General features: G+C 72.5%; 20 protein-coding genes and 1 tRNA gene. 14 read left to right on the plus strand and 7 right to left on the minus strand.

What is annotated here, in order from left to right:
* The first annotated feature begins 12 nt into the window (after positions 1–12).
* Genes mycP through ACFY1T_RS27545 form a run of 5 tightly spaced genes read left to right on the plus strand, consistent with a single transcriptional unit; the run spans position 13 to position 5,987 of the window.
* Positions 13–1,176, plus strand: a complete 1,164-nt coding sequence (mycP, locus tag ACFY1T_RS27525) for a type VII secretion-associated serine protease mycosin (protein ID WP_390790545.1) — start codon at positions 13–15, stop codon at positions 1,174–1,176.
* Between the two features lie 9 nt (positions 1,177–1,185).
* Positions 1,186–2,484, plus strand: coding sequence for a S8 family serine peptidase (locus ACFY1T_RS27530; RefSeq protein ID WP_390790546.1), 1,299 nt, complete (start codon positions 1,186–1,188; stop codon positions 2,482–2,484).
* A gap of 16 nt (positions 2,485–2,500) precedes the next feature.
* On the plus strand, positions 2,501–2,932 hold the full coding sequence (locus ACFY1T_RS27535) for a hypothetical protein (RefSeq protein WP_390790547.1): 432 nt from the start codon (positions 2,501–2,503) through the stop codon (positions 2,930–2,932).
* A 12-nt stretch (positions 2,933–2,944) separates the two neighbouring features.
* Positions 2,945–5,260 carry a hypothetical protein gene (locus ACFY1T_RS27540; protein WP_390790548.1) on the plus strand — a complete coding sequence of 772 codons (2,316 nt, stop codon included), beginning with the start codon at positions 2,945–2,947 and terminating at the stop codon, positions 5,258–5,260.
* 58 nt (positions 5,261–5,318) lie between these two features.
* Entirely contained in the window at positions 5,319–5,987 is a 669-nt protein-coding gene (locus tag ACFY1T_RS27545) for a hypothetical protein (protein WP_390790549.1), read from the plus strand.
* A gap of 62 nt (positions 5,988–6,049) precedes the next feature.
* Here the strand turns inward: ACFY1T_RS27545 and ACFY1T_RS27550 are convergent.
* Positions 6,050–6,121: transfer RNA gene (locus ACFY1T_RS27550), tRNA-Cys, on the minus strand.
* Between the two features lie 180 nt (positions 6,122–6,301).
* Between ACFY1T_RS27550 and ACFY1T_RS27555 the strand changes: the two genes are divergently transcribed.
* The 6 genes from ACFY1T_RS27555 to ACFY1T_RS27580 all read left to right on the plus strand — a co-directional run bounded on the left by ACFY1T_RS27555 (position 6,302) and on the right by ACFY1T_RS27580 (position 12,587).
* Positions 6,302–7,780 (plus strand): MFS transporter, encoded by a 1,479-nt coding sequence (locus ACFY1T_RS27555; RefSeq protein ID WP_390790550.1) that lies wholly within the window; start codon positions 6,302–6,304, stop codon positions 7,778–7,780.
* Between the two features lie 99 nt (positions 7,781–7,879).
* A complete protein-coding gene (locus ACFY1T_RS27560; RefSeq protein ID WP_390790551.1) occupies positions 7,880–8,080 on the plus strand; it encodes a hypothetical protein in 201 nt (66 codons plus the stop codon).
* A 95-nt stretch (positions 8,081–8,175) separates the two neighbouring features.
* A complete protein-coding gene (locus ACFY1T_RS27565) occupies positions 8,176–8,538 on the plus strand; it encodes a type II toxin-antitoxin system death-on-curing family toxin (protein ID WP_390790625.1) in 363 nt (120 codons plus the stop codon).
* Positions 8,539–8,654: 116 nt separating this feature from the next.
* Entirely contained in the window at positions 8,655–10,439 is a 1,785-nt protein-coding gene (locus ACFY1T_RS27570; RefSeq protein WP_327132269.1) for a DEAD/DEAH box helicase, read from the plus strand.
* A gap of 514 nt (positions 10,440–10,953) precedes the next feature.
* Positions 10,954–11,595 carry an IclR family transcriptional regulator gene (locus tag ACFY1T_RS27575; protein WP_030866567.1) on the plus strand — a complete coding sequence of 214 codons (642 nt, stop codon included), beginning with the start codon at positions 10,954–10,956 and terminating at the stop codon, positions 11,593–11,595.
* 194 nt (positions 11,596–11,789) lie between these two features.
* Positions 11,790–12,587 carry a PDZ domain-containing protein gene (locus ACFY1T_RS27580; RefSeq protein WP_390790552.1) on the plus strand — a complete coding sequence of 266 codons (798 nt, stop codon included), beginning with the start codon at positions 11,790–11,792 and terminating at the stop codon, positions 12,585–12,587.
* Here the strand turns inward: ACFY1T_RS27580 and ACFY1T_RS27585 are convergent.
* The 4 genes from ACFY1T_RS27585 to ACFY1T_RS27600 all read right to left on the minus strand — a co-directional run bounded on the left by ACFY1T_RS27585 (position 12,517) and on the right by ACFY1T_RS27600 (position 15,352).
* Positions 12,517–13,839, minus strand: coding sequence for an MFS transporter (locus ACFY1T_RS27585; protein WP_390790553.1), 1,323 nt, complete (start codon positions 13,837–13,839; stop codon positions 12,517–12,519). The genes ACFY1T_RS27580 and ACFY1T_RS27585 overlap by 71 nt on opposite strands.
* The gene (locus ACFY1T_RS27590; RefSeq protein WP_390790554.1) at positions 13,836–14,102 is read right to left on the minus strand and encodes a hypothetical protein; all 267 of its coding nucleotides are present in this window, start codon (positions 14,100–14,102) and stop codon (positions 13,836–13,838) included. Before ACFY1T_RS27590 ends, ACFY1T_RS27585 begins: the two co-directional genes overlap by 4 nt.
* 54 nt (positions 14,103–14,156) lie before the next feature.
* Entirely contained in the window at positions 14,157–14,801 is a 645-nt protein-coding gene (locus ACFY1T_RS27595) for an ArsR/SmtB family transcription factor (protein WP_390790555.1), read from the minus strand.
* A gap of 80 nt (positions 14,802–14,881) precedes the next feature.
* Positions 14,882–15,352 carry an Lrp/AsnC family transcriptional regulator gene (locus ACFY1T_RS27600; RefSeq protein ID WP_030866560.1) on the minus strand — a complete coding sequence of 157 codons (471 nt, stop codon included), beginning with the start codon at positions 15,350–15,352 and terminating at the stop codon, positions 14,882–14,884.
* 129 nt (positions 15,353–15,481) lie between these two features.
* On the opposite strand from ACFY1T_RS27600, the gene hppD reads away from it, so the two are divergent.
* Positions 15,482–16,636: a 4-hydroxyphenylpyruvate dioxygenase gene (gene hppD / locus ACFY1T_RS27605; RefSeq protein WP_030866559.1), complete on the plus strand. Its 1,155-nt coding sequence runs from the start codon at positions 15,482–15,484 to the stop codon at positions 16,634–16,636.
* A 63-nt stretch (positions 16,637–16,699) separates the two neighbouring features.
* Here the strand turns inward: hppD and ACFY1T_RS27610 are convergent, their stop codons facing one another.
* Complete coding sequence (locus ACFY1T_RS27610; protein WP_390790556.1) at positions 16,700–18,346, minus strand: tetratricopeptide repeat protein; 1,647 nt, start codon at positions 18,344–18,346, stop codon at positions 16,700–16,702.
* 114 nt (positions 18,347–18,460) lie between these two features.
* Between ACFY1T_RS27610 and ACFY1T_RS27615 the strand changes: the two genes are divergently transcribed.
* Complete coding sequence (locus ACFY1T_RS27615) at positions 18,461–19,855, plus strand: FAD-binding oxidoreductase (protein WP_390790626.1); 1,395 nt, start codon at positions 18,461–18,463, stop codon at positions 19,853–19,855.
* A 65-nt stretch (positions 19,856–19,920) separates the two neighbouring features.
* Here ACFY1T_RS27615 and ACFY1T_RS27620 read toward each other — a convergent pair whose 3' ends face one another.
* Positions 19,921–20,400 carry an SsgA family sporulation/cell division regulator gene (locus ACFY1T_RS27620; RefSeq protein ID WP_390790557.1) on the minus strand — a complete coding sequence of 160 codons (480 nt, stop codon included), beginning with the start codon at positions 20,398–20,400 and terminating at the stop codon, positions 19,921–19,923.
* Between the two features lie 276 nt (positions 20,401–20,676).
* Between ACFY1T_RS27620 and ACFY1T_RS27625 the strand changes: the two genes are divergently transcribed.
* The gene (locus ACFY1T_RS27625; protein WP_390790558.1) at positions 20,677–22,299 is read left to right on the plus strand and encodes an RDD family protein; all 1,623 of its coding nucleotides are present in this window, start codon (positions 20,677–20,679) and stop codon (positions 22,297–22,299) included.
* Positions 22,300–22,358 lie beyond the last annotated feature (59 nt).

Genomic DNA, 22,358 nt, shown 5'->3' on the forward strand with positions numbered 1-22,358 from the left:
GACGAGATGCGCATGCGTAAGGCGACCTCGGCCCTGGTTGGCCTCCTGCTGGCCGGGGTCGCCGCGACCCCGGCTCAGGCGGAGACGGTTCGTTCCAAGCAATGGCATCTCGACGCCATGAAGGCCGACGACATCTGGAAGATCAGCACCGGCAAGGGCGTCACCGTTGCGGTGATCGACACCGGTGTCGCCCGCATTCCGGAACTCGAAGGCCAGGTTCTCCCGGGCAAGAACTTCGCTTCGGAGTCGTACAAGGGCGACGAGCGCACGGACTATGACAATCACGGAACCGGCATGGCCGCAATCATTGCGGGCAATGGCAAGGGCCCTGGCGGCGTGGACAGTGCGTTTGGTCTGGCGCCGGGGGCGAAGATCTTGCCGCTGCGAGTCGATGTCGGCGGCGATGGCGGTCCACTCTTCAAATCTATGATCCAAGCCATCCGCTACGCAGCGGATTCGGATGCAAAGGTCATCAATATCTCCATGGTTGGTGGAGGTAAGAGTGACGAGCTTTCGAATGCGGTGAGCTATGCGCTAAGCAAGGGGAAATTGATCTTCGCGGGTGCGGGTAACGATGGGGGCAGTGACGCCTATTACCCTGCCGCAACGCCTGGAGTGGTGGGTGTCGCTGCTGTCGACTCGGACGGCGCTGCTACCAAGGAGTCGCAGCACAACGCCTACGTGGACATGTCCGCTCCAGGGGTCAACATTGTCACCGGATGCAGTGGAGGCACGGGCCTGTGCAATAGCCACGGGACCAGTGACGCCACTGCCCTCGCCTCCGCGTCCGCTGCGCTCCTCTGGTCGGCTCACCCCGACTGGACGAACAACCAGGTGCTCCGCGTTCTGCTGAACACTGCCGGTAAGCCGGTCGACGGCGTCGAGCGCAACGACTACGTCGGCTACGGCGTGGTCCGACCCAAGATCGCTCTGCCGACGCCGGGTGACCCCGGCCCGGCGGATGTCTTCCCGCTGCCCGACCTGGCCGCCGCGGCCAAGAACGCCTCGCCTTCCAGCGACGGCAAGGCCCCCGACTCGGCGGCTCCGAAGCCGGCGCCGCAGGCCGAGGAGAAGAAGAGCGGCAGCAGTCTTCTCTGGATCGGGCTCGGGCTCGGTGCCTGCGTGCTCATCGGCGGAGCCGTCACGGCAGTCGTCGTGCGGCGCAGGAACGCCTGACGGCGGTCCGTGCCGCCGCGTCGGACGACCTCGGCCCTGGTCGGCCTCGTGCTGGCCGGGGTCGCCGCTGCCCCGGCCGCCCACGCCGACACGGCTCGGCCGGAGCAGTGGCATCTCGATGCCATGAAAGCCCGGGACATCTGGAGCCTCGGTACCGGCCAGGGCGTCACCGTCGCCGTCATCGACACCGGCGTCGCCAGGATCCCCGAGCTCGACGGCCAAGTCGTCCGGGGCAAGGACTTCTCCCACGGCTACGAGGGCGACGAACGCACCGACTACGGCGATCACGGCACCGGCATCGCCGCCCTGATCGCCGGCACGGGCAAGCGTCCGTCGGGTGGCGGGGCGTTCGGGCTGGCCCCCGGGGCCAAGATCCTTCCGCTCCGGGTCTCCGAGGGCGGCGGGAACCTCCGCCTCCATCAGTCGATCGCCGAGGCGATCCGCTTCGCCGCGGACTCGGAAGCCAAGGTCTTGAACATCTCCTTCGGCGGACCCGGCAGGAGCGCCGAACTCGACGCCGCCGTCCGGTACGCCGTGGACCACGGCAAGCTCGTCTTCTCCTCCGTCGGCAACGACGGGGACGGGCCCAACGAGGTCATGTATCCCTCGGGCTCACCCGGAGTGGTCGGCGTCTCCGCCGTCGGCCCGGACGGTGTCGCGACCCAGGAGTCCCAGCACGGCCCTCAGGTGGACCTGTCCGCCCCCGGTGTCGACATCGCCACCGGCTGCGCCGATGAAGCCGAGATCGGAGCCGAGATCGGAGCCGAGACCGGAGCCGAGTCCGGTGCCGAGTCAGGTGCCGGGTCGGACACCGCCCCCGACTCCGACGCCGACACCGCCCCCGACTCCGACCCCGCCCCCGGTCTCTGCGTCAGCCACGGCACCAGCGACGCCACCGCCCTCGTCTCCGCCTCCGCCGCCCTGCTCTGGTCCGCCCACCCCGACTGGACCGGCAACCAGATACTCCGCGTCCTGCTGAGCACGGCCGAGAAGCCGGCCCCCGTCCACGGCATCCGGCGCAACGACCGGCTCGGCCACGGAGTGGTCAGCCCCGTCATCGCGCTGACCAGCCCCGGTGACCCCGGCCCCGCGGACGTCTACCCGCTCCCCGACCTCGCCGCGGCCTACGGGCTACCATCTCCAGCCCCGGGCCGGTCCGGACCCGTACCGGCCCCGGTACCCGCGTCGCACGTACAGAACACGACGGGCGGCGACCGGCTCCTTCCCTGGGCCGTTCTCGGGATGGGAGTCTGCCTGCTCGTGGCCGGGGCCGTAACCACATGCGCACATCAGCGTGTTAGAGGCTGATGTGACACAAGGAGGAATGGACGCGATGTCGTTCGACGAGGAATGGTCGGCGGCGCGCGCCACGGCCACTGCCAATGTCGCCATGCGGCTCAACCACGTGCCGGTCGAGCCCGGCGGCGGTGGCGGCGGGGACCTGGAGCTCAACCAGGACCACATCGGCGCCATCGGCACCGAGGCGTACAAGCTGCACTCGCGCCTCCAGACGGACGGCAAGCACGCCGCCACCGCCACCGGCGAGGCCGCCGGAGCGCTCACGAAGGAGGGCTTCGCCAGCGGCGCGGCGCTGCTGAAGCTCAACTCCACGTGGGAGAGCCAGGTGAAGACCCTCGTGGCCGCCTGCGCGAACATCTCGAACGGCCTGAACTACTCGGTCAAGTCGCACGCCATGGACGAGCAGCAGTTGCACGCCGACTTCACCGCGTCCGCGATCGACAAGTACCTCAAGTAGGCGGGCGCTCCCATGCTGACGTACGAGAACGTGATGAACGCACCCCTGGACAAGCTCCAGACGGCGGTCACCGACTGGAAGGCCATGGCCGACAAGCTGGACGAGATGGCCGAGGCCGCTCGCAACGGCATGAAGGCCAAGGCCGACAAGGCCGAATGGAGCGGGGTCACCGCGGGCGTCGGGCGGGCGTTCGTCGACAAGACGGCCAAGGAGTTCGAGGACGCGGCCAAGGAGGCCAAGGGCGTCCACCAGCTCCTCAGCGACGGCCACACCACCCTCAAGACGGCCCGGGACGCACTCAAGAAGGCCGCCGACGAGGAGATCCCGGCCGCCGGGTTCCGCGTGGACGCGGCCGGCAAGGTCTCGATCGTTCCGATGGACGCGAAGACCGAGTACGCGGCCCGGCACGATCCGGACTACCCCGAGTTCAAGCGCAAGCAGGAGGAGAACCGCAAGGCCTGGCAGGCGCGGGTGGACCGGCTCGTCGAGGACTGCGCGGACGCCGACGACTCCCTGGTCCGCGCCCTGCGCGCGAACGTCCCGGACGACCACGACTTCACGGCGCCGAAGTACACCACCCTGGACGGCGAACAGGCCGACCGGGCGGCCGAGCTGATGAAGAAGCTCGGCAAGGAGCAGGGCGGCGTGGCCCGCAACCCGGAGGCCTTGCGCGAGCTGGAGGACCTGCTCGACGACAACCGCGACGAGGCCGACTTCTCGACGGACTTCTACCGCAAGCTCGGCCCCGACGGCACGCTCGAGGCGTACGCGAAGCTGTCCATCGACGCCTCGACCCTGGGCGAGGCCGGCAAGGACCGCCTGGCGATGGTCGGCAACATCCAGAACGACATGGGCGCGATGCTGGGGCTCGCCACGCAGAAGAGCTCGCCCCACCATCTGGACGCGGCGTGGACGACCGGCCTGATGAAGGCAGGCCGCAAGGAGATGCAGGTCACCGGCGACCTGACCAGCAAGATCTACGGATACCAGGCGCTGGGCGCGCTGCTCCACGAGGGCAAGTACGACAAGGAGTTCCTGACCTCGGTCGGCCGGGACATGGTCGCGTTCGACCGCGAGAACCCGAAGGCCTGGGAGCACGGCGCTCCGTACGACCCGAAGACGGTGCTCAGCCAGGGCAAGGACGGCAGCCGCGGCTTCTACCCGCTGACGGGTCTGATGGACGCGATGGCCCACAACCCGGACGCGGCGACGGCCTTCTTCAACGAGCCGGTCCGCCAGGACAGCAACGGCGACGGCATCGTCACGACGGCCGACAAGGTCGTGGACGGCCGGCACGGCAAGGCCCAGGGCATGGTCGACTACATGCTCGACAAGGAGTCGTGGGCGGACGCCTTCGACCGGACGCCCAGCCACCCCTACGGCGAAGCGGGCCCGGCCCAGGAGGCCCTCGGCGGCGCCCTGGAAGCGGCCGTCTTGGGCCGCGTACCGGGCGACGAGGACGCGAAGCCGGTCCCGCACACCAAGGACATGACGTCGATCATGGAACGCGTCGTCGAGAAGATCGGCGACGACCCGTCCCTTGTGGCGCAGGACCCGGACAACGAGGACAAGAAGCCGAGGCTGGGTCCCCTGGCGGGGCACTTCGGCAACATGGCGGCGGAATACATCCCGGACCTCCAGGCGTCCGCCGAGAACGGCGGGAACCAGATCAAGGTCACGGGGGACATGGCCGAGTTCAACAAGGCGACGATGTCCCGCTTCCTCGGGGCGGTCGGCCAGGATCCCGGCGCCTACGGTGCCATCACGAACGCCAACCAGGCGTTCACGGGGGTCCTCATCACCGACGTGGTCCAGCATCGAGGCGACAACGACCTCTTGGACGCGGCCGTGGAGAACGCGGTGCAGCCCGGTGGCCAGATCGCGGGCATGCTGACGGAAGCGCGCGCCCAGAACATGCACGCCGAGACCGCCCACACGAACGAGGAGTACGTGAAGGGCGTGGAGGACGGCGCCAAATGGATCAACCGCGGTGTCTCGGCTGTCGGCGGCAAGTACCTCGAGATGGTGCCGGTCGCCGGTGACGTCGTGGAATGGGTCCAGGAGGACGTCACCGAGATCTTCGTCGAGGACGCCAAGGAGAAGGGAAAGGAGAGGACCGGCAACACCGAGGCGGCCGTGTCGAAGATGTACGCGGATGCCGAAGGCCACACGAGCGATGCCGCCAGGAGAGCCGTGCTGCACGCGGCCGCCGGCTCGGGTCTGTCCGCGAAGGAGATCGACACCCTCGCGGGTGTCGCGTCCAAGGAATCAGCCGTCGGCCATTCGGTCGGCCGTGACTTGGTGGACAGCTCGAAGGGCACATCGTGATGTCCGTGTACGTTCGGCTGACCAAGGACGACCAGGAGTTCCCTCACGAGGAGCTGAAGTGCGCGCTCTGACGGCTTCCGCCGCCCCCGTTGCGGTACTCGCGGTGCTCGTGACCCTGGTCGCGGGATGTACCACCTCGGATCCCGAGCCCAAGGCGTCGCTCTCGGCGAAGCCACCGGAAGTGGATCCGGCCCAGGCGTGCCCGGGGTTGATCACGGATGCCGCCGGCAAGGCCCTCACAGAGGTGCTGCAGTCCTCGCACCTGGTCAACGACAACGCGCAGACCGTCGGCGTCACGGCCATGGGCAAGGCTCTGGAGGAGTTCTACCGCGCGGGGCCGAAGGAGGGGGAGGCCGCCGCTCCCGCGTGCACGGTCACCGCAACCGTGGGCGGGGGGAAGCGGGTCGGCGAGATTCGCCTCGTGGCCGAGCGCGGGAACGCCGACGCCCCGGGAAGCGACCGGACGGGTGTCCGGGTGACGCGCGCCGACAAGGAGCGAGGCGTGGCCTTCGACTGCGCGAGTACCCGGGTCGGCTCCACACGCGACGTGCCGCTGCGCATCACGGCCTCCTATACGGACAAGTCCCGAAGCAGCAGAGGAGATGCCGTGCTGGGTGAGGACTACGTCGTCCTCGCCCACTCCGCCGCGGTCGCGATCGCCAAGGAACTGGGGTGTGGGGACGGCGGCGGACTGCCCGACGGGGCCTCTGCCCTCCCGTCGTCTTGACGTGGTGCTGCCGGACGGCAGGCAGAAGGCCGCTCAGAGTGGTTCTGAGCGGCCTTCGGGAGAAGCCGTGGCGGGAATTGAACCCGCGTGCCTCGCTTTGCAGGCGAGTCCCTCAACCACTTGGGCACACGGCTGTGGGGTGGTTGTTGATGTGACCGTACGGGCTGACGGTCGGGGTGGGGAAGGTGGGCGCGGGGGGTGCAATGTGAATGCCATGCTGCGTTCACAAGGTGCGGGGACTAGGTCTGGGGGACCAGGCGGGATAGGTCCAATTGACAGGGGCGTAACCGGGTAGCGGGGCTTACTCTGGGGCGATGAGTGCCCTTGAACCCCGTGTGTCGCAGCGCAGTGAGCCGGTCCCGGCCGAGCCGGACGGCGGGATCCTGGGGTCCGCCTACCGGGCGCTCAGCCTGGGGATCATCTCCGTCGTCTTCCTCATCGCCTTCGAGGCGACCGCCGTCGGGACGGCCATGCCCGTCGCCGCTCGCGAGCTCGACGGGATCGGGCTCTACGCCTTCGCCTTCTCCGCCTACTTCACCACCAGCCTCTTCGGCATGGTGCTGTCCGGGCAGTGGGCCGACAGGAAGGGGCCGCTCTGGCCCCTGGCCGTCGGGATCGCCGCCTTCGCCGCCGGGCTCCTGCTCGCCGGGACCGCCGGAGCCATGTGGGTGTTCGTCCTCGGGCGGGCCGTGCAGGGGTTCGGGGGCGGGCTGGTCATCGTCGCGCTGTACGTGGTGGTGAGCCGGGCCTACGAGGAGCGGCTGCGGCCCGCGATCATGGCCGCCTTCGCGGCGAGCTGGGTGGTGCCGTCCGTCGTCGGGCCGCTGGTCTCGGGGGCCGTGACCGAGCACCTCGGCTGGCGCTGGGTGTTCGTCGGGATACCGGTGCTCGTGGTCGTACCCCTCGTCGTCGCGCTGCCCGCCATACGGCGCACCGCGTCCGGGCCCGTAGACCCCGGCGCGCCGCCCGCCGCCCTCGACCGGCGGCGGATCCGGCTGGCGTTCGGGATCTCCGCCGGGGCGGGGCTGTTGCAGTACGCCGCCCAGGACCTGAGGTGGCTGTCGCTGCTGCCGGCCGCCGCGGGGGCGGCGCTGCTGGTGCCGGCCGTACGGGGGCTGCTTCCGCGCGGTACCTACCTCGCCCGGCGCGGGCTGCCTTCGGTGGTGCTGCTGCGCGGGGTGGCGGCGGGGTCGTTCATCGCGGCGGAGAGCTTCGTGCCGCTGATGCTGGTCACCCAGCGGGGGCTGAGCCCGACCCTGGCCGGCTTCTCGCTGGCGGCGGGCGGGGCGACCTGGGCGGCCGGCTCCTGGCTGCAGTCGAAGGGGCGGATGGCGCCGTACCGGGAGCGGCTCATGGTGGCGGGGATGGTGCTGGTGGCCTTCGCCATCGCGGCGGCCCCGGCGGTGCTGGTCGAGTCCGTGCCGGTGTGGACGCTGGCCGCCGCCTGGGCCGTGGGCTGCCTGGGGATGGGGCTGGTGACCGCTTCGACGAGCGTGCTGCTGCTGGAGCTGTCGGCGCCGGAGGAGGCGGGGGCCAATTCGGCCGCGCTGCAGATCTCGGACGCGCTGGCCAACGTGGTGCTGCTGGCGGCCGGGGGCGCGGCGTTCGCCGCGCTGGGCGGGGGAGCGGTGGGCGCCGCGCACGCCGTCGCCGCGGAGGGCGCGGCCGCCGGTTCGCACCCCGCCGCCTTCGTCGTCGTCTTCCTGCCGATGGCCTGTGTGGCCCTGGTGGGGGCGTGGGTGGCGACCCGGCTGTACGCGATCGGGCCGGAGCCGGTGGCCGCGCAGGCGTGAGCCGCCCGGCGTCCGGGCCCCGGGCCGGGCGGGGCCGGGCTCCTGCCCGGGCCCGAAAAGGCGGTGACGGGCGGGGGAGCCGCTGCCTACGCTGCGGGGATGGACAGCTTGATCATTCAGCTTGAGGGCGGCGACCGGGCCGCGCTCTCCGACCTCGCCGACGCGAGCGGGCGGGCCCCCGAGGACCTGGCGCGGGAAGCCGTGCTGCGGTACCTGCGGGACGAGCGGGCGCGGGTCGCGGGCGAGGCCGCGCGGTTGGCGCACCGGCACGACGCGCTGCTGAAGCGGCTCGGCCAGTGAGCCGAAGCGAGCGCGAGAGCAGCAGCGAGAGCACGCCCGGAGGCCCGAGCCCGAGCCCGAGCCCGAGTCCGAGCGCCGGGGCCGGCGCGCGGCATCTGACCCTCACCGAGGTGCTCGACCTGGCCCGGCTCGCCTGCCTGGAGCAGAGCGTCGAGCTGCGCGCCCCCGGGCTGCTCGAGTCCGCCGTCCACCGGCCGCGGGCGCGCATGTTCGGGACGCCCGCGTACGAGGACCCGTACGAGCAGGCCGCCGCCCTGCTGCACGGGATCGCGGCCAACCACCCCCTCGTCGACGGGAACAAGCGGACGGCCTGGCTCGCCGCCGCGACCTTCCTCGCCGTGAACGGCATCGACCTCGCCGACGTCGACCAGGACACCGCGTACGACCTGGTCATCGATGTCGCCGCCGGCCACGAGTCCGATGTCGCCCGCATCGCCGAGCGGTTGCGCCGGATGTGACGCTCGCCGCACCCGCCGAGGTCACGGGCCTGTCCCTCCCCGAGGGGCCGGCCCGCCCCGGTAAGGTGGCCCGGTTGTCCTACGTACGACCGCCGCCGAGAGCCGAACCGGAGACCGTGACTACTACCGCCTCCCACCACCTCTCACCCGCCTTCCCCGGCCGTGCCCCCTGGGGTACCGCCAGCAAGCTGCGCGCCTGGCAGCAGGGTGCACTGGACCGGTACATCCAGACCCAGCCCCGCGACTTCCTCGCGGTCGCCACGCCCGGCGCAGGCAAGACCACCTTCGCGCTGACGCTGGCGTCCTGGCTGCTGCACCACCACGTCGTGCAGCAGGTGACCGTCGTCGCGCCGACCGAGCACCTGAAGAAGCAGTGGGCCGAGGCCGCCGCCCGGATAGGAATCCGGCTGGACCCGGAGTACTCCGCCGGACCGCTCAGCAAGGACTACCACGGGGTCGCCGTCACGTACGCGGGCGTGGGCGTGCGCCCGATGCTGCACCGCAACCGCTGCGAGCAGCGCAAGACGCTGGTCATCCTCGACGAGATCCACCACGCCGGTGACTCGAAGTCCTGGGGCGAGGCCTGCCTGGAGGCCTTCGACCCGGCGACCCGGCGGCTCGCGCTGACCGGTACGCCCTTCCGGTCCGACACCAACCCCATCCCCTTCGTCACGTACGAGGAGGGGAACGACGGGATCCGGCGGTCTTCCGCCGACTACACCTACGGGTACGGGAACGCGCTGGGCGACGGCGTCGTCCGGCCCGTGATCTTCCTGTCCTACAGCGGCAACATGCGCTGGCGCACCAAGGCCGGCGACGAGATCGCCGCCCGCCTCGGCGAGCCGATGACCAAGGACGCCATCTCCCAGGCCTGGCGCACCGCGCTGGACGCACGGGGCGACTGGATGCCGAACGTCCTGCGCGCCGCCGACCAGCGGCTGACCGAGGTCCGCAAGGGCATCCCGGACGCGGGCGGGCTCGTCATCGCCTCCGACCAGGACTCGGCGCGCGCGTACGCCAAGCTGATCCGCGAGATCACCGGCACCAAGGCCACCCTCGTCCTCTCCGACGACACCGGCGCCTCGAAGAACATCGACACCTTCAGCGCGAACGACGACCGCTGGATGGTCGCCGTCCGGATGGTGTCCGAGGGCGTCGACGTACCGCGCCTCGCGGTGGGCGTGTACGCGACGACGATCTCCACCCCGCTGTTCTTCGCCCAGGCCGTCGGACGTTTCGTGCGGTCGCGCAGGCGCGGCGAGACGGCTTCCGTGTTCCTCCCGACCATTCCCTATCTCCTCGGCTTCGCCAACGAGATGGAGGTCGAACGCGACCACGTCCTCGACAAGCCCAAGAAGAAGGGCGAGGAGGACCCGTACGCCGAGTCCGAGAAGGAGATGGACGAGGCGAACCGGCAGGAGGACGAGGACACCGGCGAGGACGAGCAGATGTCCTTCGAGGCGCTGGAGTCCGACGCCGTCTTCGACCGGGTGCTCTACGACGGCGCCGAGTTCGGCATGCAGGCGCACCCGGGCAGCGAGGAGGAGCAGGACTACCTCGGCATCCCGGGACTGCTGGAGCCGGACCAGGTGCAGATGCTGCTCCAGAAGCGGCAGTCGCGGCAGATCGCGCACAGCCGTCGCAAGCCGGACGCCGAGGCGGACCTGCTGGAGCTGCCGGCCGAGCGGCGCCCGGTGGTCTCGCACAAGGAGCTGCTGGAGCTGCGGAAATCGCTCAACACGATGGTGGGCGCGTACGTCCACCAGAGCGGCAAGCCGCACGGTGTGATCCACACCGAGCTGCGGCGCGTGTGCGGCGGGCCGCCGAGCGCGGAGGCGACGGCGGGGCAGCTGCGGGAGCGGATCAAGAAGGTGCAGGAGTGGGCCACCCGGATGCGGTGACCCCGTTCCTCCGGCCGCTCCTCCACACCTCCATTGCTCCATAGCTCCATTGCTCCACCCCCTTGTCGCCCCGTGTCTCCGTCCACCGCTTCCCGCGCCCCCGGCCACCGTTCGTACGGACCGGGGGACGGGGGCAGTGCGGAGTTTCGTACGGGGGCGCCGTCACGTTCCGTGTCCGGATCCGGGGGCCGGTCCGGCGGCGCCGGGGCTCCCGACCCCCGGTCCGCGTCGGCGGATCGCACAGGCTCCACCGGTCGGCCGAGGTAACGAAACGACTCCGCCGGCGATCGTTAACCGGCACAAAGGGGTAGTTGGCGCCCGGATTCTGGACGAGCCCTTCCGCTGAGCGGACCCGCTCGCTAATGTCCCCGCATCGAACGCCCCGTGGCAGAGCCGCCGCGGGAGCGCAGCCGGTGCCATGGCCGCTACCGGCGGCCTCTCGTGCGTCGCCGTGGGACCGGCGCCGCATACACCCCGAGAGTCACCGCCGCTCACCGAGAGAGGGAGAGGCGTCGTGACCGCGGAAACCTCCCAGACTCTGGACCGAGGACTCAGAGTCCTCAAACTGCTCGCCGACACCGACCACGGTCTGACCGTCACCGAGCTCTCCAACCGCCTCGGTGTGAACCGCACCGTGGTCTACCGCCTGCTGGCCACCCTCGAGCAGCACGCCCTGGTCCGCCGCGACCTCGGCGGCCGGGCCCGCGTCGGGCTCGGCGTACTGCGGCTCGGACGGCAGGTGCATCCGCTCGTCCGCGAGGCGGCCCTGCCCGCGCTGCGGTCGCTCGCCGAGGACATAGGCGCCACCGCGCACCTGACCCTCGTCGACGGTTCCGAGGCGCTCGCCGTCGCCGTCGTCGAGCCCACCTGGACCGACTACCACGTGGCCTACCGGGCCGGCTTCCGCCACCCGCTGGACCGGGGCGCGGCCGGGCGGGCCATCCTGGCCGCCCGTCAGGGCACGCTCACCGAGCCCGGGTACACGCTGACCCACGGGGAGCTCGAAGCGGGCGCCAGCGGGGCGGCAGCGCCGCTCGTGGGCATCACGGGGCTGGAGGGCAGCGTGGGCGTCGTGATGCTGGCCGACGCCGTCCCGGAGCGGGTCGGCCCGCGCGTCGTGGACGCGGCCCGAGAGGTGGCCGACGCCCTGCGCTGAGCCCCGCGTACGGGACGTGAGCCGAACACCCGGCCGGACTTCCGGACCGGGTGCTCCTGCGCGTGCCCGCGGGGCGTCCCGGAGGCGTGGGGGCGGTCGGCGCGCCGCGTCCCGCCGTGCGGGAGGGCGGCTGCCGCGCCGCGTCCCGCACGGTGGGGCGCGGGGGCGGCGGGGGCGCCCGATACATTGGCCGGGTGCTCTCTCGCCTCACACGTCTGCCGCGTCCCGCCGCCCTGGCCGTCTGCGCCGTGCCCGTGCTCGGGCTGTTCGCCGTCGCCGCCTTCGCGCCGCTGCCCTTCGTGATCGCCCAGCCGGGCCTCACGGCCGACGTGCTCGGCGACCGCGACGGCAAGCCGGTCATCACCGTGACGGGTGCCCCGACCCGGCAGACCACCGGCCAGCTGCGGATGACCACCATCCAGGCCACCGGCCCCTCCACCACCGTGACCCTGCCCGAGCTCGTCGACGACTGGTTCGACAGCACCCGGGCGGTCATGCCCAAGGAGGCGGTCTACCCCTCCGGCGGAAGCGACAAGGAGATCGAGGCGCACAACCTGGAGCAAATGGCCGCGTCGCAGTCCACGGCCACCCAGGCCGCCCTCGGCTTCCTCCACAAGGACCCGAAGGACGTGAAGGTCCAGCTGAACCTCGCCGACGTGGGCGGCCCCAGCGCCGGTCTGCTCTTCTCCCTCGGCATCGTCGACAAGCTCGACGGTGACGGCAGCGGCGGCGACCTCACCGGCGGCCGCACCATCGCCGGTACGGGCACCATCAGCGCGGACGGCAAGGTCGGCGCCGTCGGCGGCGTGGCCCTGAAGACCCAGGCCGCGCGGCGCGACGGGGCGAGCGTGTTCCTCGTGCCGGAGGCGGAGTGCTCCGACGCGCAGTCCGAACTCCCCGAGGGGCTCCGGCTGGTCCCCGTCAGTTCGCTGACGGGCGCGGTCCAGGCGCTGCGTGCGCTGACCCGCGGGGAGCCGGTTCCGTCCTGCTGACCTCGGCGGAGCCGCTCTCCACCGGGCCCTCCACCGCGCGCTCCATCGTGCGCCAGGCCGGGAAGACCAGCGGGGAGAGCGTGACCAGCAGGTACGTGCCGCCGAACAGCAGCAGCGTCCGCGTCGCCCCGAGTCCGTCGACCAGCAGGCCCGCCGCGAGCCCGCCCAGCGGCATGGTCAGCTCGCAGCCCGCGGTGGTCACGCCCGAGACGCGGCTGCGCAGCTCCTCCGGGATCCGCTCGTAGACCACGGTGGTCAGGATCGGGTTGAGCATGCCCGCGCCCAGCCCGGACAGGGCCATCGTCACCGCGAGCGGCAGCGGGGTGTCGGTGAAGGCGGCGACCGCGTACCGGGGAGCGCCGCACAGCACGAAGGCCGCCGTGAACACCGCCCTGCGGGGGAACCGCTCGCCCCACACCCCGTAGAGCAGGGCGCCCAGCAGGGCGGAGCCGCCGAAGACGGAGACGAGCAGGCCGACGGCCGTGGCGCCGCCGAGGGCCTCGCGGCCGTGTACGGGGAGCAGTACGGCGGACCAGCCCTGGTCCAGGCCGTTGGTCATCATCACCATGAGGGTGATGCCCATCAGCAGCGGGGCGCGGGTCAGGAAGGTCCAGCCCTCGGCCAGTTCGGCCCGGTATCCGGCGAAGGAGATCTTCCCGGCGGCCGGCTGCGGCTCGGCGGCGGGGACGCCGCGCAGGAAGGCGCTGACCAGCAGCGCCGAGACGGCGAAGGTGGCCGCGTCGAGCAGCAGGGCGGACTCGGCGCCGAAGAAGGCGATCAGTACGCCGGCCAGCGCGGCCCCGATCATCCGCGCTCCGCGCGAGACCGCGTCGTACAGGCTCGCCGCCCGGGTCAGCGGGGTGCCGGCGTGCTCGGCGAGGTTCGGGAGCAGGACGCCGCGGGCGGTGAGGCCCGGGGTGTGGACGAGGCCCCCGACGGCCATCAGCGCGCAGAGCATCCAGAACTCCAGCACGCCCGCGTAGTGCAGCAGCGGGATCGAGCCGACCGAGACGGCGCACACGAGGTCGGAGAGGGCCGACACCCGGCGGCGGCCGATCCGGTCGATGACCGGGCCGCCGACGAGCGCGGCGATGACGACGGGCAGGGTGGCGCAGAAGGCGACGACCCCGGCCCGGCCGGCGCTGCCCGTGGTCTGGAGCACGAACCACGGCACGCCGATCAGGGTGACGGAACTGCCGGCTATGGAGATGGTGTTGGCGGCCAGTACCGCCGCGAAGGGCCGCCGGCTCATGCGGCGTGCGGGAGGCGCGGGGCGTGCAGGGCGTGCGCGATCCGGGCCTGGAGGTGCGCGGGCTGCATCAGCCGGATCCCGGCTCCGACCAGGGCTTCGCCGAGCCGGTTGCGCAGGGCGGGGACGGCGGGCACGGCGTGGCTGGCGGCGGCGGCCGGGGCGAGGTGGCGGGCCAGGCGCCAGGCGGCGGCCTCGGCGGCCAGTTCGGCGGTACGGGCGGCGTGCGCCCCGGGGTGGATCTCGGCGGAAGTGAAGGCGTGCACGGCAGGACTCCTTCTTCGGAATGCGAGTGGGGCGAGCGGGCGGAAGGGGCGGTACTACTCGTCGGTGCGCGGGAGCGCGTGCGTGTGGAAGCGGACCGTCGCGGTGCCCTCGGCGGGCGGCAGGTCGCGGTAGCTGTCGATCAACTCATGGATCTTGTGGATGAGTTCGAGGCTCTGCGCGGGGGTCAGGCGCAGCGTGAAGTCGCTGATGTCCGAGCCGCGCCGCCACTCCTGGGACCAGCTGTGGGCCGTGCCGAGCCAGGTGCTCATCTCCTGCGTGTGGATCGTGGCGATCTCGTGCAGGAAGAGGTCCGCCGCCCCGCGGGTCGCGGGGTCCTCGTCGTACAGCAGCTTCTCGTCGAACCGGGTGCCGTCGTGGGCCGCCCGCCACCAGCGCTCGCGGCCCTTGCCGTGCTCCGGCGCGTCCTCGACGAAGCCGTGCGCCGCGAGCTGGCGCAGGTGGTAGCTGGTGGATCCGCTGGACTCGCCGAGCCGCTCGGCCAGTTGGGAGGCCGTGGCCGGTCCGTCGTGGCGCAGGGTGGCCAGCATGCGGATGCGCAGCGGGTGGGCGAGGCCGCGCAGGGAGCGGGCGTCGAGGGTGCGGACCTTGGGCTCTTCGGGGTCCGGCTCCCTGGGGTCCAGGTCTGCCGGGTCCAGGTCTGCCGGGTCCAGGTCTTCGGGGTTCGGTGCTTCGGGCATGGCTCAACCGTAGAGTTGCAAAGACTTCTATGCAAGGATTTCTTTGCAACGTTTTCTTTGGAAAGCGCCCCGGGGGGGGGTCAGCCCTCCTGGGCCGCCTGCTCCACCAGCGGGATCACCCGCAGCGGCACCGGGTTCTCCATGACGATCGCCGTCGAGGCGCGCACGATCCCCTCGAAGCCGACGACCCGGTCGATGACCCGCTGCAGGTCGGCGTTGGACCGCGCCACGAGCCGGCACAGCATGTCCCCCTGGCCGGTCGTGGTGTGCAGCTCCAGCACCTCCGGCACCCCGTTCAAGTGCGCCCGTACGTCGGCCCCCTGGCCCTGCTTGATCTCCAGCGTCGCGAACGCCGTCACCGGGTACCCGAGCGCCGCCGGGTCCACCTGGGGGCCGAAGCCGCGGATCACCCCGTTCGACTGGAGCCGGTCGAGGCGGGCCTGCACGGTGCCGCGGGCCACGCCGAGGCGGCGCGAGGCCTCCAGGACCCCGATCCGGGGCTCGCGCGCCAGCAGGACGATGAGCCGGCCGTCGAGTTCGTCGATGCCCATGGAAACCTTCCCTCGATCGGCTGGTCATACTGCACAGATCTCTCAGTCATCCTGCGCCTGGGCTGGGCACTCTGTACAGCAGAAACGGAAACTATTGCGCAGCTTGTGGAAGGGCGGGACTCTGCGCTCATGACTGAGTCTTTGGTGAACCTCGAGACCGCCCCGCACACCGCGCGTGAGGCCGACCCCTTCCCGGTGAAGGGAATGGACGCGGTCGTCTTCGCCGTGGGCAACGCCAAGCAGGCCGCGCACTACTACTCCACCGCGTTCGGCATGAAGCTCGTCGCCTACTCCGGACCGGAGAACGGCGTCCGCGAGACGGCCAGCTACGTCCTGACCAACGGCGCCGCGCGCTTCGTCCTGACCTCGGTCATCAAGGCGACGACGGACCGCGGCCGCTTCCTCGCCGAGCACGTCGCCGCCCACGGCGACGGCGTCGTCGACCTCGCGATCGAGGTTCCGGACGCGCGGGCCGCGTACGCGTTCGCCGTCGAGCACGGCGCGCGCGGCCTGGACGAGCCGTACGAGGTGAAGGACGAGCACGGCACCGTCGTCCTCGCCGCCATCGCCACGTACGGCCAGACCCGCCACACGCTGGTCGAGCGCAAGGACTACACCGGCCCCTACCTGCCGGGCTACGTCTCCGTCGCCCCGCTGGTCGAGGGTCCCGCCAAGCGCACCTTCCAGGCCATCGACCACTGCGTGGGCAACGTCGAGCTCGGCCGGATGAACGAGTGGGTCGGGTTCTACAACAAGGTCATGGGCTTCACGAACATGAAGGAGTTCGTGGGCGACGACATCGCGACCGAGTACTCGGCGCTGATGTCGAAGGTGGTCGCGGACGGCACCCTCAAGGTGAAGTTCCCGATCAACGAGCCGGCGATCGCGAAGAAGAAGTCGCAGATCGACGAGTACCTGGAGTTCTACGGCGGCGCCGGCGTCCAGCACATCGCGCTCGCCTCGAACGACATCGTGGCGACCGTACGGTCGATGCGCGCGGCCGGCGTCTCCTTCCTGGACACCCCGGACTCGTACTACGACACGCTCGGCGAGTGGGCCGGCGAGACGCGGGTTCCGGTGGAGACCCTGCGCGAGCTGAAGATCCTCGTCGACCGCGACGAGGACGGCTACCTGCTGCAGATCTTCACCAAGCCGGTGCAGGACCGTCCGACCGTGTTCTTCGAGATCATCGAGCGCCACGGCTCGATGGGCTTCGGCAAGGGCAACTTCAAGGCGCTGTTCGAGGCCATCGAGCGGGAGCAGGAGAAGCGGGGCAACCTCTAGGCCACGGGTCGGGGTCTCCGGGGCGCTGCCTCGGGGACCCCGCCGCCCCCGCCCCCCGGCCACTCAAGCGCCGGCGGAGCGGGGCTTCTCCGTCTTCTCGGCCTTCTGGGCCTTGTCGCCCTTCTCGGCCTTGTCCGCCTTCGCCGCCTTCTCCGGCTTCTCCGCCTTCGCCGCAGGCTTCGGCTTCGCCGCCTTCGGGAGCTCCGGGGCCACCCACGGTCTGGCCGGCTGCATGTTCTCCGGGCCGCCCGCCGGCGGCTGGCCGATCGACGCCAGGGCCGCCTTGGCCAGCGGAACGCGGGCCGGCGAGAAGCGCGGATTGGTGCGCAGCGCCTCCTGCAGGTACCGCCGGGCCCCGGCGTCATCGCCCAGACCCCGCTCGATCATCGCCCGGTGGAACGCGAAGTCCGCACTGCGCATCCCCCGGTCCGTGGACTTCTTCGCGTACTCCAGCGCCGCCGTGTCGTCGCCCGTCTTGTGCAGCGCCCACGCCAGCGCGTCCGCCACCTCCATGCTCTTGTGGCGCGACCACTCCTGCGTCAGCCGCCGCACGGCCGCCGCCGGATCCCCGTGGTCCGCCTCGAACAGGCCGAGGACCACCGCCTCGTTCACCCCGTCCGCCGCGCCCCGCGCAGCGGCCGTGCGCAGCATGTCGTACGGGACCTTCGCCTCGTCCGAGCGCCCCAGCGCGTCCAGCAGCTCTCCCAGCTCCAGCGCCAGCCTCGGCACCTGCGCCCGGCCCAGCGCCATCCGGTAGTCCCGGACGGCCTCCCCGCCCCGGCCCAGCCCGGCCAGCGCCCTGGCCCGGCCGCCCAGCGCCTGGGCCTGCGCCGGATCGGCGCGCAGCGCGCCCTCGTACTGGCGCAGCGCCTCCGCCGCGTCGCCCCGCTCCCAGGACAGCTCCCCGAGCCGGAACAGGACGTACGCCTTCTCCGCCGGCGCCTTCGCCGCGCCCCCCGCGTGCTCCATCGCCATCGTCGCGTCCTCGCGCCAGCCGCGGTCCCGGTAGACCTGCGAGGCCCGGACGAACGCGGCCAGCCCCGGCCGCAGGTCCAGCAGCAGTTCCATCGACCGCTCGGCGGCCTTGTAGTCGCCCAGGCCCGTGTACGCGTCCACCAGCACCGGGTACGCCGCCCACCGCTTCGGCGCCTGCGCCCGTACGAGCTCGCCCCACTTCTTGCCCGTCCCGAAGTCGCCCCGGGCATTGGCCAGCGTGCCCATGCCGGTCATCGCGTCGAAGTTGCCCTTCTCGGCCGGGCGGATCTCCAGCGACCGCTTCAGCGCCCTCTCGGCCTTCGGGTACCAGGCCGGCTCCGTCGTCCGGCGCGCCTGCTCCAGGTACGCCGCCCCGAGCACCGCCCAGGACGCGTCGTCCTTCTCGTGCCCCGCGACCCACTTCTCCCGGTCCGCGACCAGAGCCGTCAGGTCCACCGCCGCCGCCGGCGCACCCATGCCGACCGCCGACGCGGCCCGCTCGGTGGGTCCCGGCGGGCGGGCGTCGTCGCCCTGGCGGGCCGGCCGGATCAGCAGGGCCCCGGCGATCAGCACCACCGCGACCCCGGCCGCCACGAGCGTCTTGCGGCCGGTGAAGGTCACGGGCGGCGCCGGCTGCTGCGCTTCCTCGTCGACGCGGGCGACGCGGGCGGCGCGAGCAGCACGAGCAGTACGGGCGATACGGGCGATACGCGCGGTACGGGTGGCACGGTCCATGGGGTCACTGTGCGTCAATATGAAGAGTTCGCCGAGGTGTCCGAAGCCCGTCGCGGCCGTGTTCACACCGATGGCCCCCGGTGCCACGCTGGGCTCATGGATGTCACGGATGTCATGGACGATGCCGGGAAAGACGATCTCTCGCTCCGGCTGCACGCGAGCCTCCTGGAAGGGCTCCCGGCCGAGGCCCTCCTCACCGACCCCGAGGTGACGGCCTCCTACGCCACCGACATGGCCACGTTCTGCGCCGCCGGCACCCCCGCGGCCGTGGTCCTGCCCCGCACCGTCGAACAGGTGCAGCACGTGCTGCGCACCGCCACCGCCCTGCGGGTCCCCGTCGTCCCCCAGGGCGCCCGCACCGGCCTGTCGGGCGCGGCCAACGCCTCCGACGGCTGCATCCTGCTCTCCCTCGTCAAGATGGACCGGATCCTGGAGATCAACACCGTCGACCGCGTCGCCGTCGTCGAGCCCGGTGTCGTGAACGCGGTGCTCTCACGGGCCGTCGCCGACCGGGGCCTGTTCTACCCGCCCGACCCCTCCAGCTGGGAGCAGTGCACGATCGGCGGCAACATCGGCACCGCGTCCGGCGGCCTGTGCTGCGTCAAGTACGGGGTCACCGCCGAGTACGTGCTCGGCCTCGACGTGGTCCTCTCCGACGGACGGCTGCTGCGCACGGGCCGGCGCACCGCCAAGGGCGTCGCCGGCTACGACCTCACCCGGCTCTTCGTCGGCTCCGAGGGCAGCCTCGGCGTCGTCGTCCAGGCCGTGCTCGCCCTGCGCCCGGCGCCGCCCCGGCAGCTCGCGCTCGCCGCCGAGTTCCCCTCGGCCGCGGCCGCCTGCGCGGCCGTCTGCGCCGTCATGGAGGCCGGCCTCACGCCCTCGCTGCTGGAGCTGATGGACCGTACGACCGTCCGCGCCGTCAACGCCCTGGGCAAGATGGGTCTGCCCGAGACCACCGAGGCCCTGCTGCTGGCCGCCTTCGACACCCCGCACGCGCCCGAGGACCTCGCCGCCGTGGGGGAGCTGTGCCGGGCCGCCGGAGCCAGTGCCGTCGTCCCCGCCGAGGACGAGGCGGAGTCCGAACTGCTCCTCCAGGCCCGCCGGATGTCGCTGACCGCCCTGGACGCCCTGCGCCCGGCCACGATGATCGACGACGTCTGCGTACCGCGCTCGCGGCTCGCCGAGATGCTGGACGGGACGGCCGCCATCGCCCGCGCGTACGACCTGCTCATCGGGGTCTGCGCGCACGCCGGCGACGGCAACACGCACCCGGTGGTCTGCTTCGACCCGGCCGACGGGGACGAGACGCGGCGGGCCCGCGAGTCCTTCGACGAGATCATGGCGCTCGGACTGGCCCTCGGCGGGACCATCACCGGCGAGCACGGGGTCGGGGTCCTCAAGAAGGAGTGGCTCGCGCGCGAACTGGGGCCGGTCGGGATGGAGATGCAGCGCGCGGTCAAGCAGGCCTTCGACCCGCTCGGCCTGCTCAACCCGGGAAAGCTCTTCTGACCGTACGCCGGGTATGGACCGCTGCCGCGTGGAGTGGACGAGGCGCAGGTGGCGGATCCGCATGATCACAGGTCCCCGTCCGCCGACTCGTCCGACGGCCAGGGGTCCCGCATCCACAGGTCGTCGGCCGGAGTGGGCGTGAGCAGCTCCGCCAGTGCGGCGTCCAGGCCCAGCCGGTCGGCCTCGGTGCCGGGCGGGACCACGCGCAGCGTGCGCTCCAGCCACGCCGACACGGCGGCGGCCGGGGCCTCCAGCAGGGCGTCGCCGTCGGGGGAGGTGAGCGCCATGCAGAGGACGGCCCTGTTGTCGACCTTGGTGGGCCAGATCCGGACGTCTCCGTGGCCGCTCGGGCGGAACACCCCCTCGACCAGCAGCTCGCGGGCGAAGGTCCAGTTGACGGGGGTGCTGGAGCCGGTGTGGAAGGTGATGTGCACGGCGTACGGGTCGTCCGTCAGGTAGACCAGCCGGGCCGGGACGGCGACGCTGCGCTCGGGGGACAGGACCAGCTTGAGTTCCAGCTCGCGTTCGACGACGGGGTGGTGCATGGCGGCCTCACTTCGGTTCTTCGGTTCTCCGGTGGTGTCGTGGGGCCGGTGTGCGCGCCCCACACCCGGGGAGAGCGCCGATGTGCCCGGGTATGACGCGACTTCGTGCCCCGGATCGCCGATTGGCCGGATCCTGTCGGGTGACCGAAAACAGTCGTGGCGGGCGACGTTCGCTCAAAGGCTTGGATTCTCCCGTTACCGGACCTGTCGGGGCACGGTTCTTGGCTATGGTCCTCCCCTTGCACAAGCCTCAAGCCACGATCGGAGTTGGGGACATTGACGGCCTCCCCTGGTGACGGCGAGCACGCGGCCCGCGAGGGCTACTACCCCGATCCGTCCATCCCCGGGTTCGTCCGGTACTGGAACGGCCTGAACTGGGTTCCGGGTACGAGCCGCCCTGCCGCCGCCGCCCCTGCCGCCGCCGTCCCCGCCCGGTCCGACGAGACGGGGCCGGTGTTCCTGGACGGGACAGGCCTGTCGGAGGCGCTGCGGGAGTCGGAGCCGGTCGCTCCCGCGGCCTCCGGGGCCCCCGCCGCCTCGTGGCAGGCCGATCCCCTGCACCAGTCCGGCTTCGGCGGGCCCCGCGACGACCGGGTGTCCTGGGGCAGCCCGGCGCGGCCGGAGCCCGACGGGGGCCACGGGCCCGCCCGTCCGGCGCCGGACGGGGTCCCGCAGGGCCGCGGGCCGCGCCCGGAGCCGCTGGAGGCGGCCGAACGCGCGGAGCGCGGGCCGGGGGTGTCCTTCGCCCGTACGCCCTCCGCGACCGCGGAGCGCTTCCCCGCGCAGGCCGCCGTGCGGGGCCCCGCCGAGAGCGTGGGCATCCTGTCGGCCCGCTCCCCGGCCGCGGCTCCGGCCGCCGCCCCGGCAGCGGCTCCCGCCGAGCCCGCGTGGCCCTCCGCGGGCGACAGCGCCGCTCCGTCCGGCCTCACCTCGTCCTGGCCGGAAACCCCCCTCCACCGCGAACCGGCGGCCCCGCCGGCATGGGACCCGGCCGACCGTGCCGACCGGCCGCAGGCCCCGCCCCGCCGTGACGCCGTGGTCCGCCCCGGGCCGGAGATCCCGGCCGGCTGGGAGCCCGGGGCCCGCCCCGAGCCCGAGGCGCCGGTGCGGCGCGACCGGTCGGCGCGGTCCCGGCCCGAGGGCCCGGCGGACCGGGCCCCGTGGTCCGAGACCCCGCTCCGCCCCGGGCCCGCGGCTCCGGAGGACCGGTTCGCGCCGGAGGCGCCGTCGCCCGCGCGGGCCCCGGCGGCGCGCGGCTCCGCGCCCGGTCCCCGGCCGGCCGCCCCCGCCCCCGCCCCCGCCCCGGCGGCGGGCCGCCCGGGATCCGGCCCGGCCTCCGACCGGGCATCCGACCCGGCTTCGGGCCCGGTGGTCGGCCGTACGGCGCCCCGGGTCACCGAGCGGGCCGTGTTCGAGCGGATGGCGGAGCGGGCCACCCGCCCCGCCGGGCTCGTGCGCCGGCTCGTGGCCCGCGCGCTGGACACCCTCGTGTACGGCGCGGTCGCGGCGGGCACCGCCTGGCCCCTCGTCCCCGCGGCCACCGCCCACCTGGAGGCCAAGGTCGACGCCGCCAAGGGCAGCGGACGCACCACCACGGTGTGGCTGTTCGACACGACCATCGCCGGATACGCCGGCCTCGTCCTCGGCGCCGTACTGCTCTTCGGGGTGTTCTACGAGGCGCTCCCCACCGCCCGCTGGGGCCGCACCCCCGGCAAGAAGCTCCTCGGGATCCGGGTGCTGGCCGCCGCCACCCTCCGCCCGCCCGCGTTCGGCACGGCCCTGCGCCGCTGGCTGGTGTACGCGTTCCTCGGACTCCCCGGCAGCCTCTGGTGCCTCGGGGACGGGCGCCGCCGCCGGGGCCTGCACGACCGGGCGGCGAGGACGTACGTGGCCCGCTGACGCCCGGCCCGCGGCCCGCCGGGGGGAGCCCTCCCCCGAACGGACGCCGTCCCGTTGCG

Origin of the sequence: Streptomyces sp. NPDC001194 (assembly GCF_042896985.1) — a bacterium.
Classification (GTDB): Bacteria; Actinomycetota; Actinomycetes; order Streptomycetales; family Streptomycetaceae; genus Streptomyces.

What these genes read in the sequence shown, in the direction of transcription:
- mycP (WP_390790545.1), top strand. Translation starts at nt 13, where the DNA reads ATGCGTAAGGCGACCTCGGCCCTGGTTGGCCTCCTGCTGGCCGGGGTC.
- ACFY1T_RS27535 (WP_390790547.1), top strand. Translation starts at nt 2,501, where the DNA reads ATGGACGCGATGTCGTTCGACGAGGAATGGTCGGCGGCGCGCGCCACG.
- ACFY1T_RS27540 (WP_390790548.1), top strand. Translation starts at nt 2,945, where the DNA reads ATGCTGACGTACGAGAACGTGATGAACGCACCCCTGGACAAGCTCCAG.
- ACFY1T_RS27555 (WP_390790550.1), top strand. Translation starts at nt 6,302, where the DNA reads ATGAGTGCCCTTGAACCCCGTGTGTCGCAGCGCAGTGAGCCGGTCCCG.
- ACFY1T_RS27560 (WP_390790551.1), top strand. Translation starts at nt 7,880, where the DNA reads ATGGACAGCTTGATCATTCAGCTTGAGGGCGGCGACCGGGCCGCGCTC.
- ACFY1T_RS27585 (WP_390790553.1), bottom strand. Translation starts at nt 13,839, where the DNA reads ATGAGCCGGCGGCCCTTCGCGGCGGTACTGGCCGCCAACACCATCTCC.
- ACFY1T_RS27595 (WP_390790555.1), bottom strand. Translation starts at nt 14,801, where the DNA reads ATGCCCGAAGCACCGAACCCCGAAGACCTGGACCCGGCAGACCTGGAC.
- ACFY1T_RS27600 (WP_030866560.1), bottom strand. Translation starts at nt 15,352, where the DNA reads ATGGGCATCGACGAACTCGACGGCCGGCTCATCGTCCTGCTGGCGCGC.
- hppD (WP_030866559.1), top strand. Translation starts at nt 15,482, where the DNA reads ATGACTGAGTCTTTGGTGAACCTCGAGACCGCCCCGCACACCGCGCGT.
- ACFY1T_RS27610 (WP_390790556.1), bottom strand. Translation starts at nt 18,346, where the DNA reads ATGGACCGTGCCACCCGTACCGCGCGTATCGCCCGTATCGCCCGTACT.
- ACFY1T_RS27615 (WP_390790626.1), top strand. Translation starts at nt 18,461, where the DNA reads ATGGACGATGCCGGGAAAGACGATCTCTCGCTCCGGCTGCACGCGAGC.
- ACFY1T_RS27620 (WP_390790557.1), bottom strand. Translation starts at nt 20,400, where the DNA reads ATGCACCACCCCGTCGTCGAACGCGAGCTGGAACTCAAGCTGGTCCTG.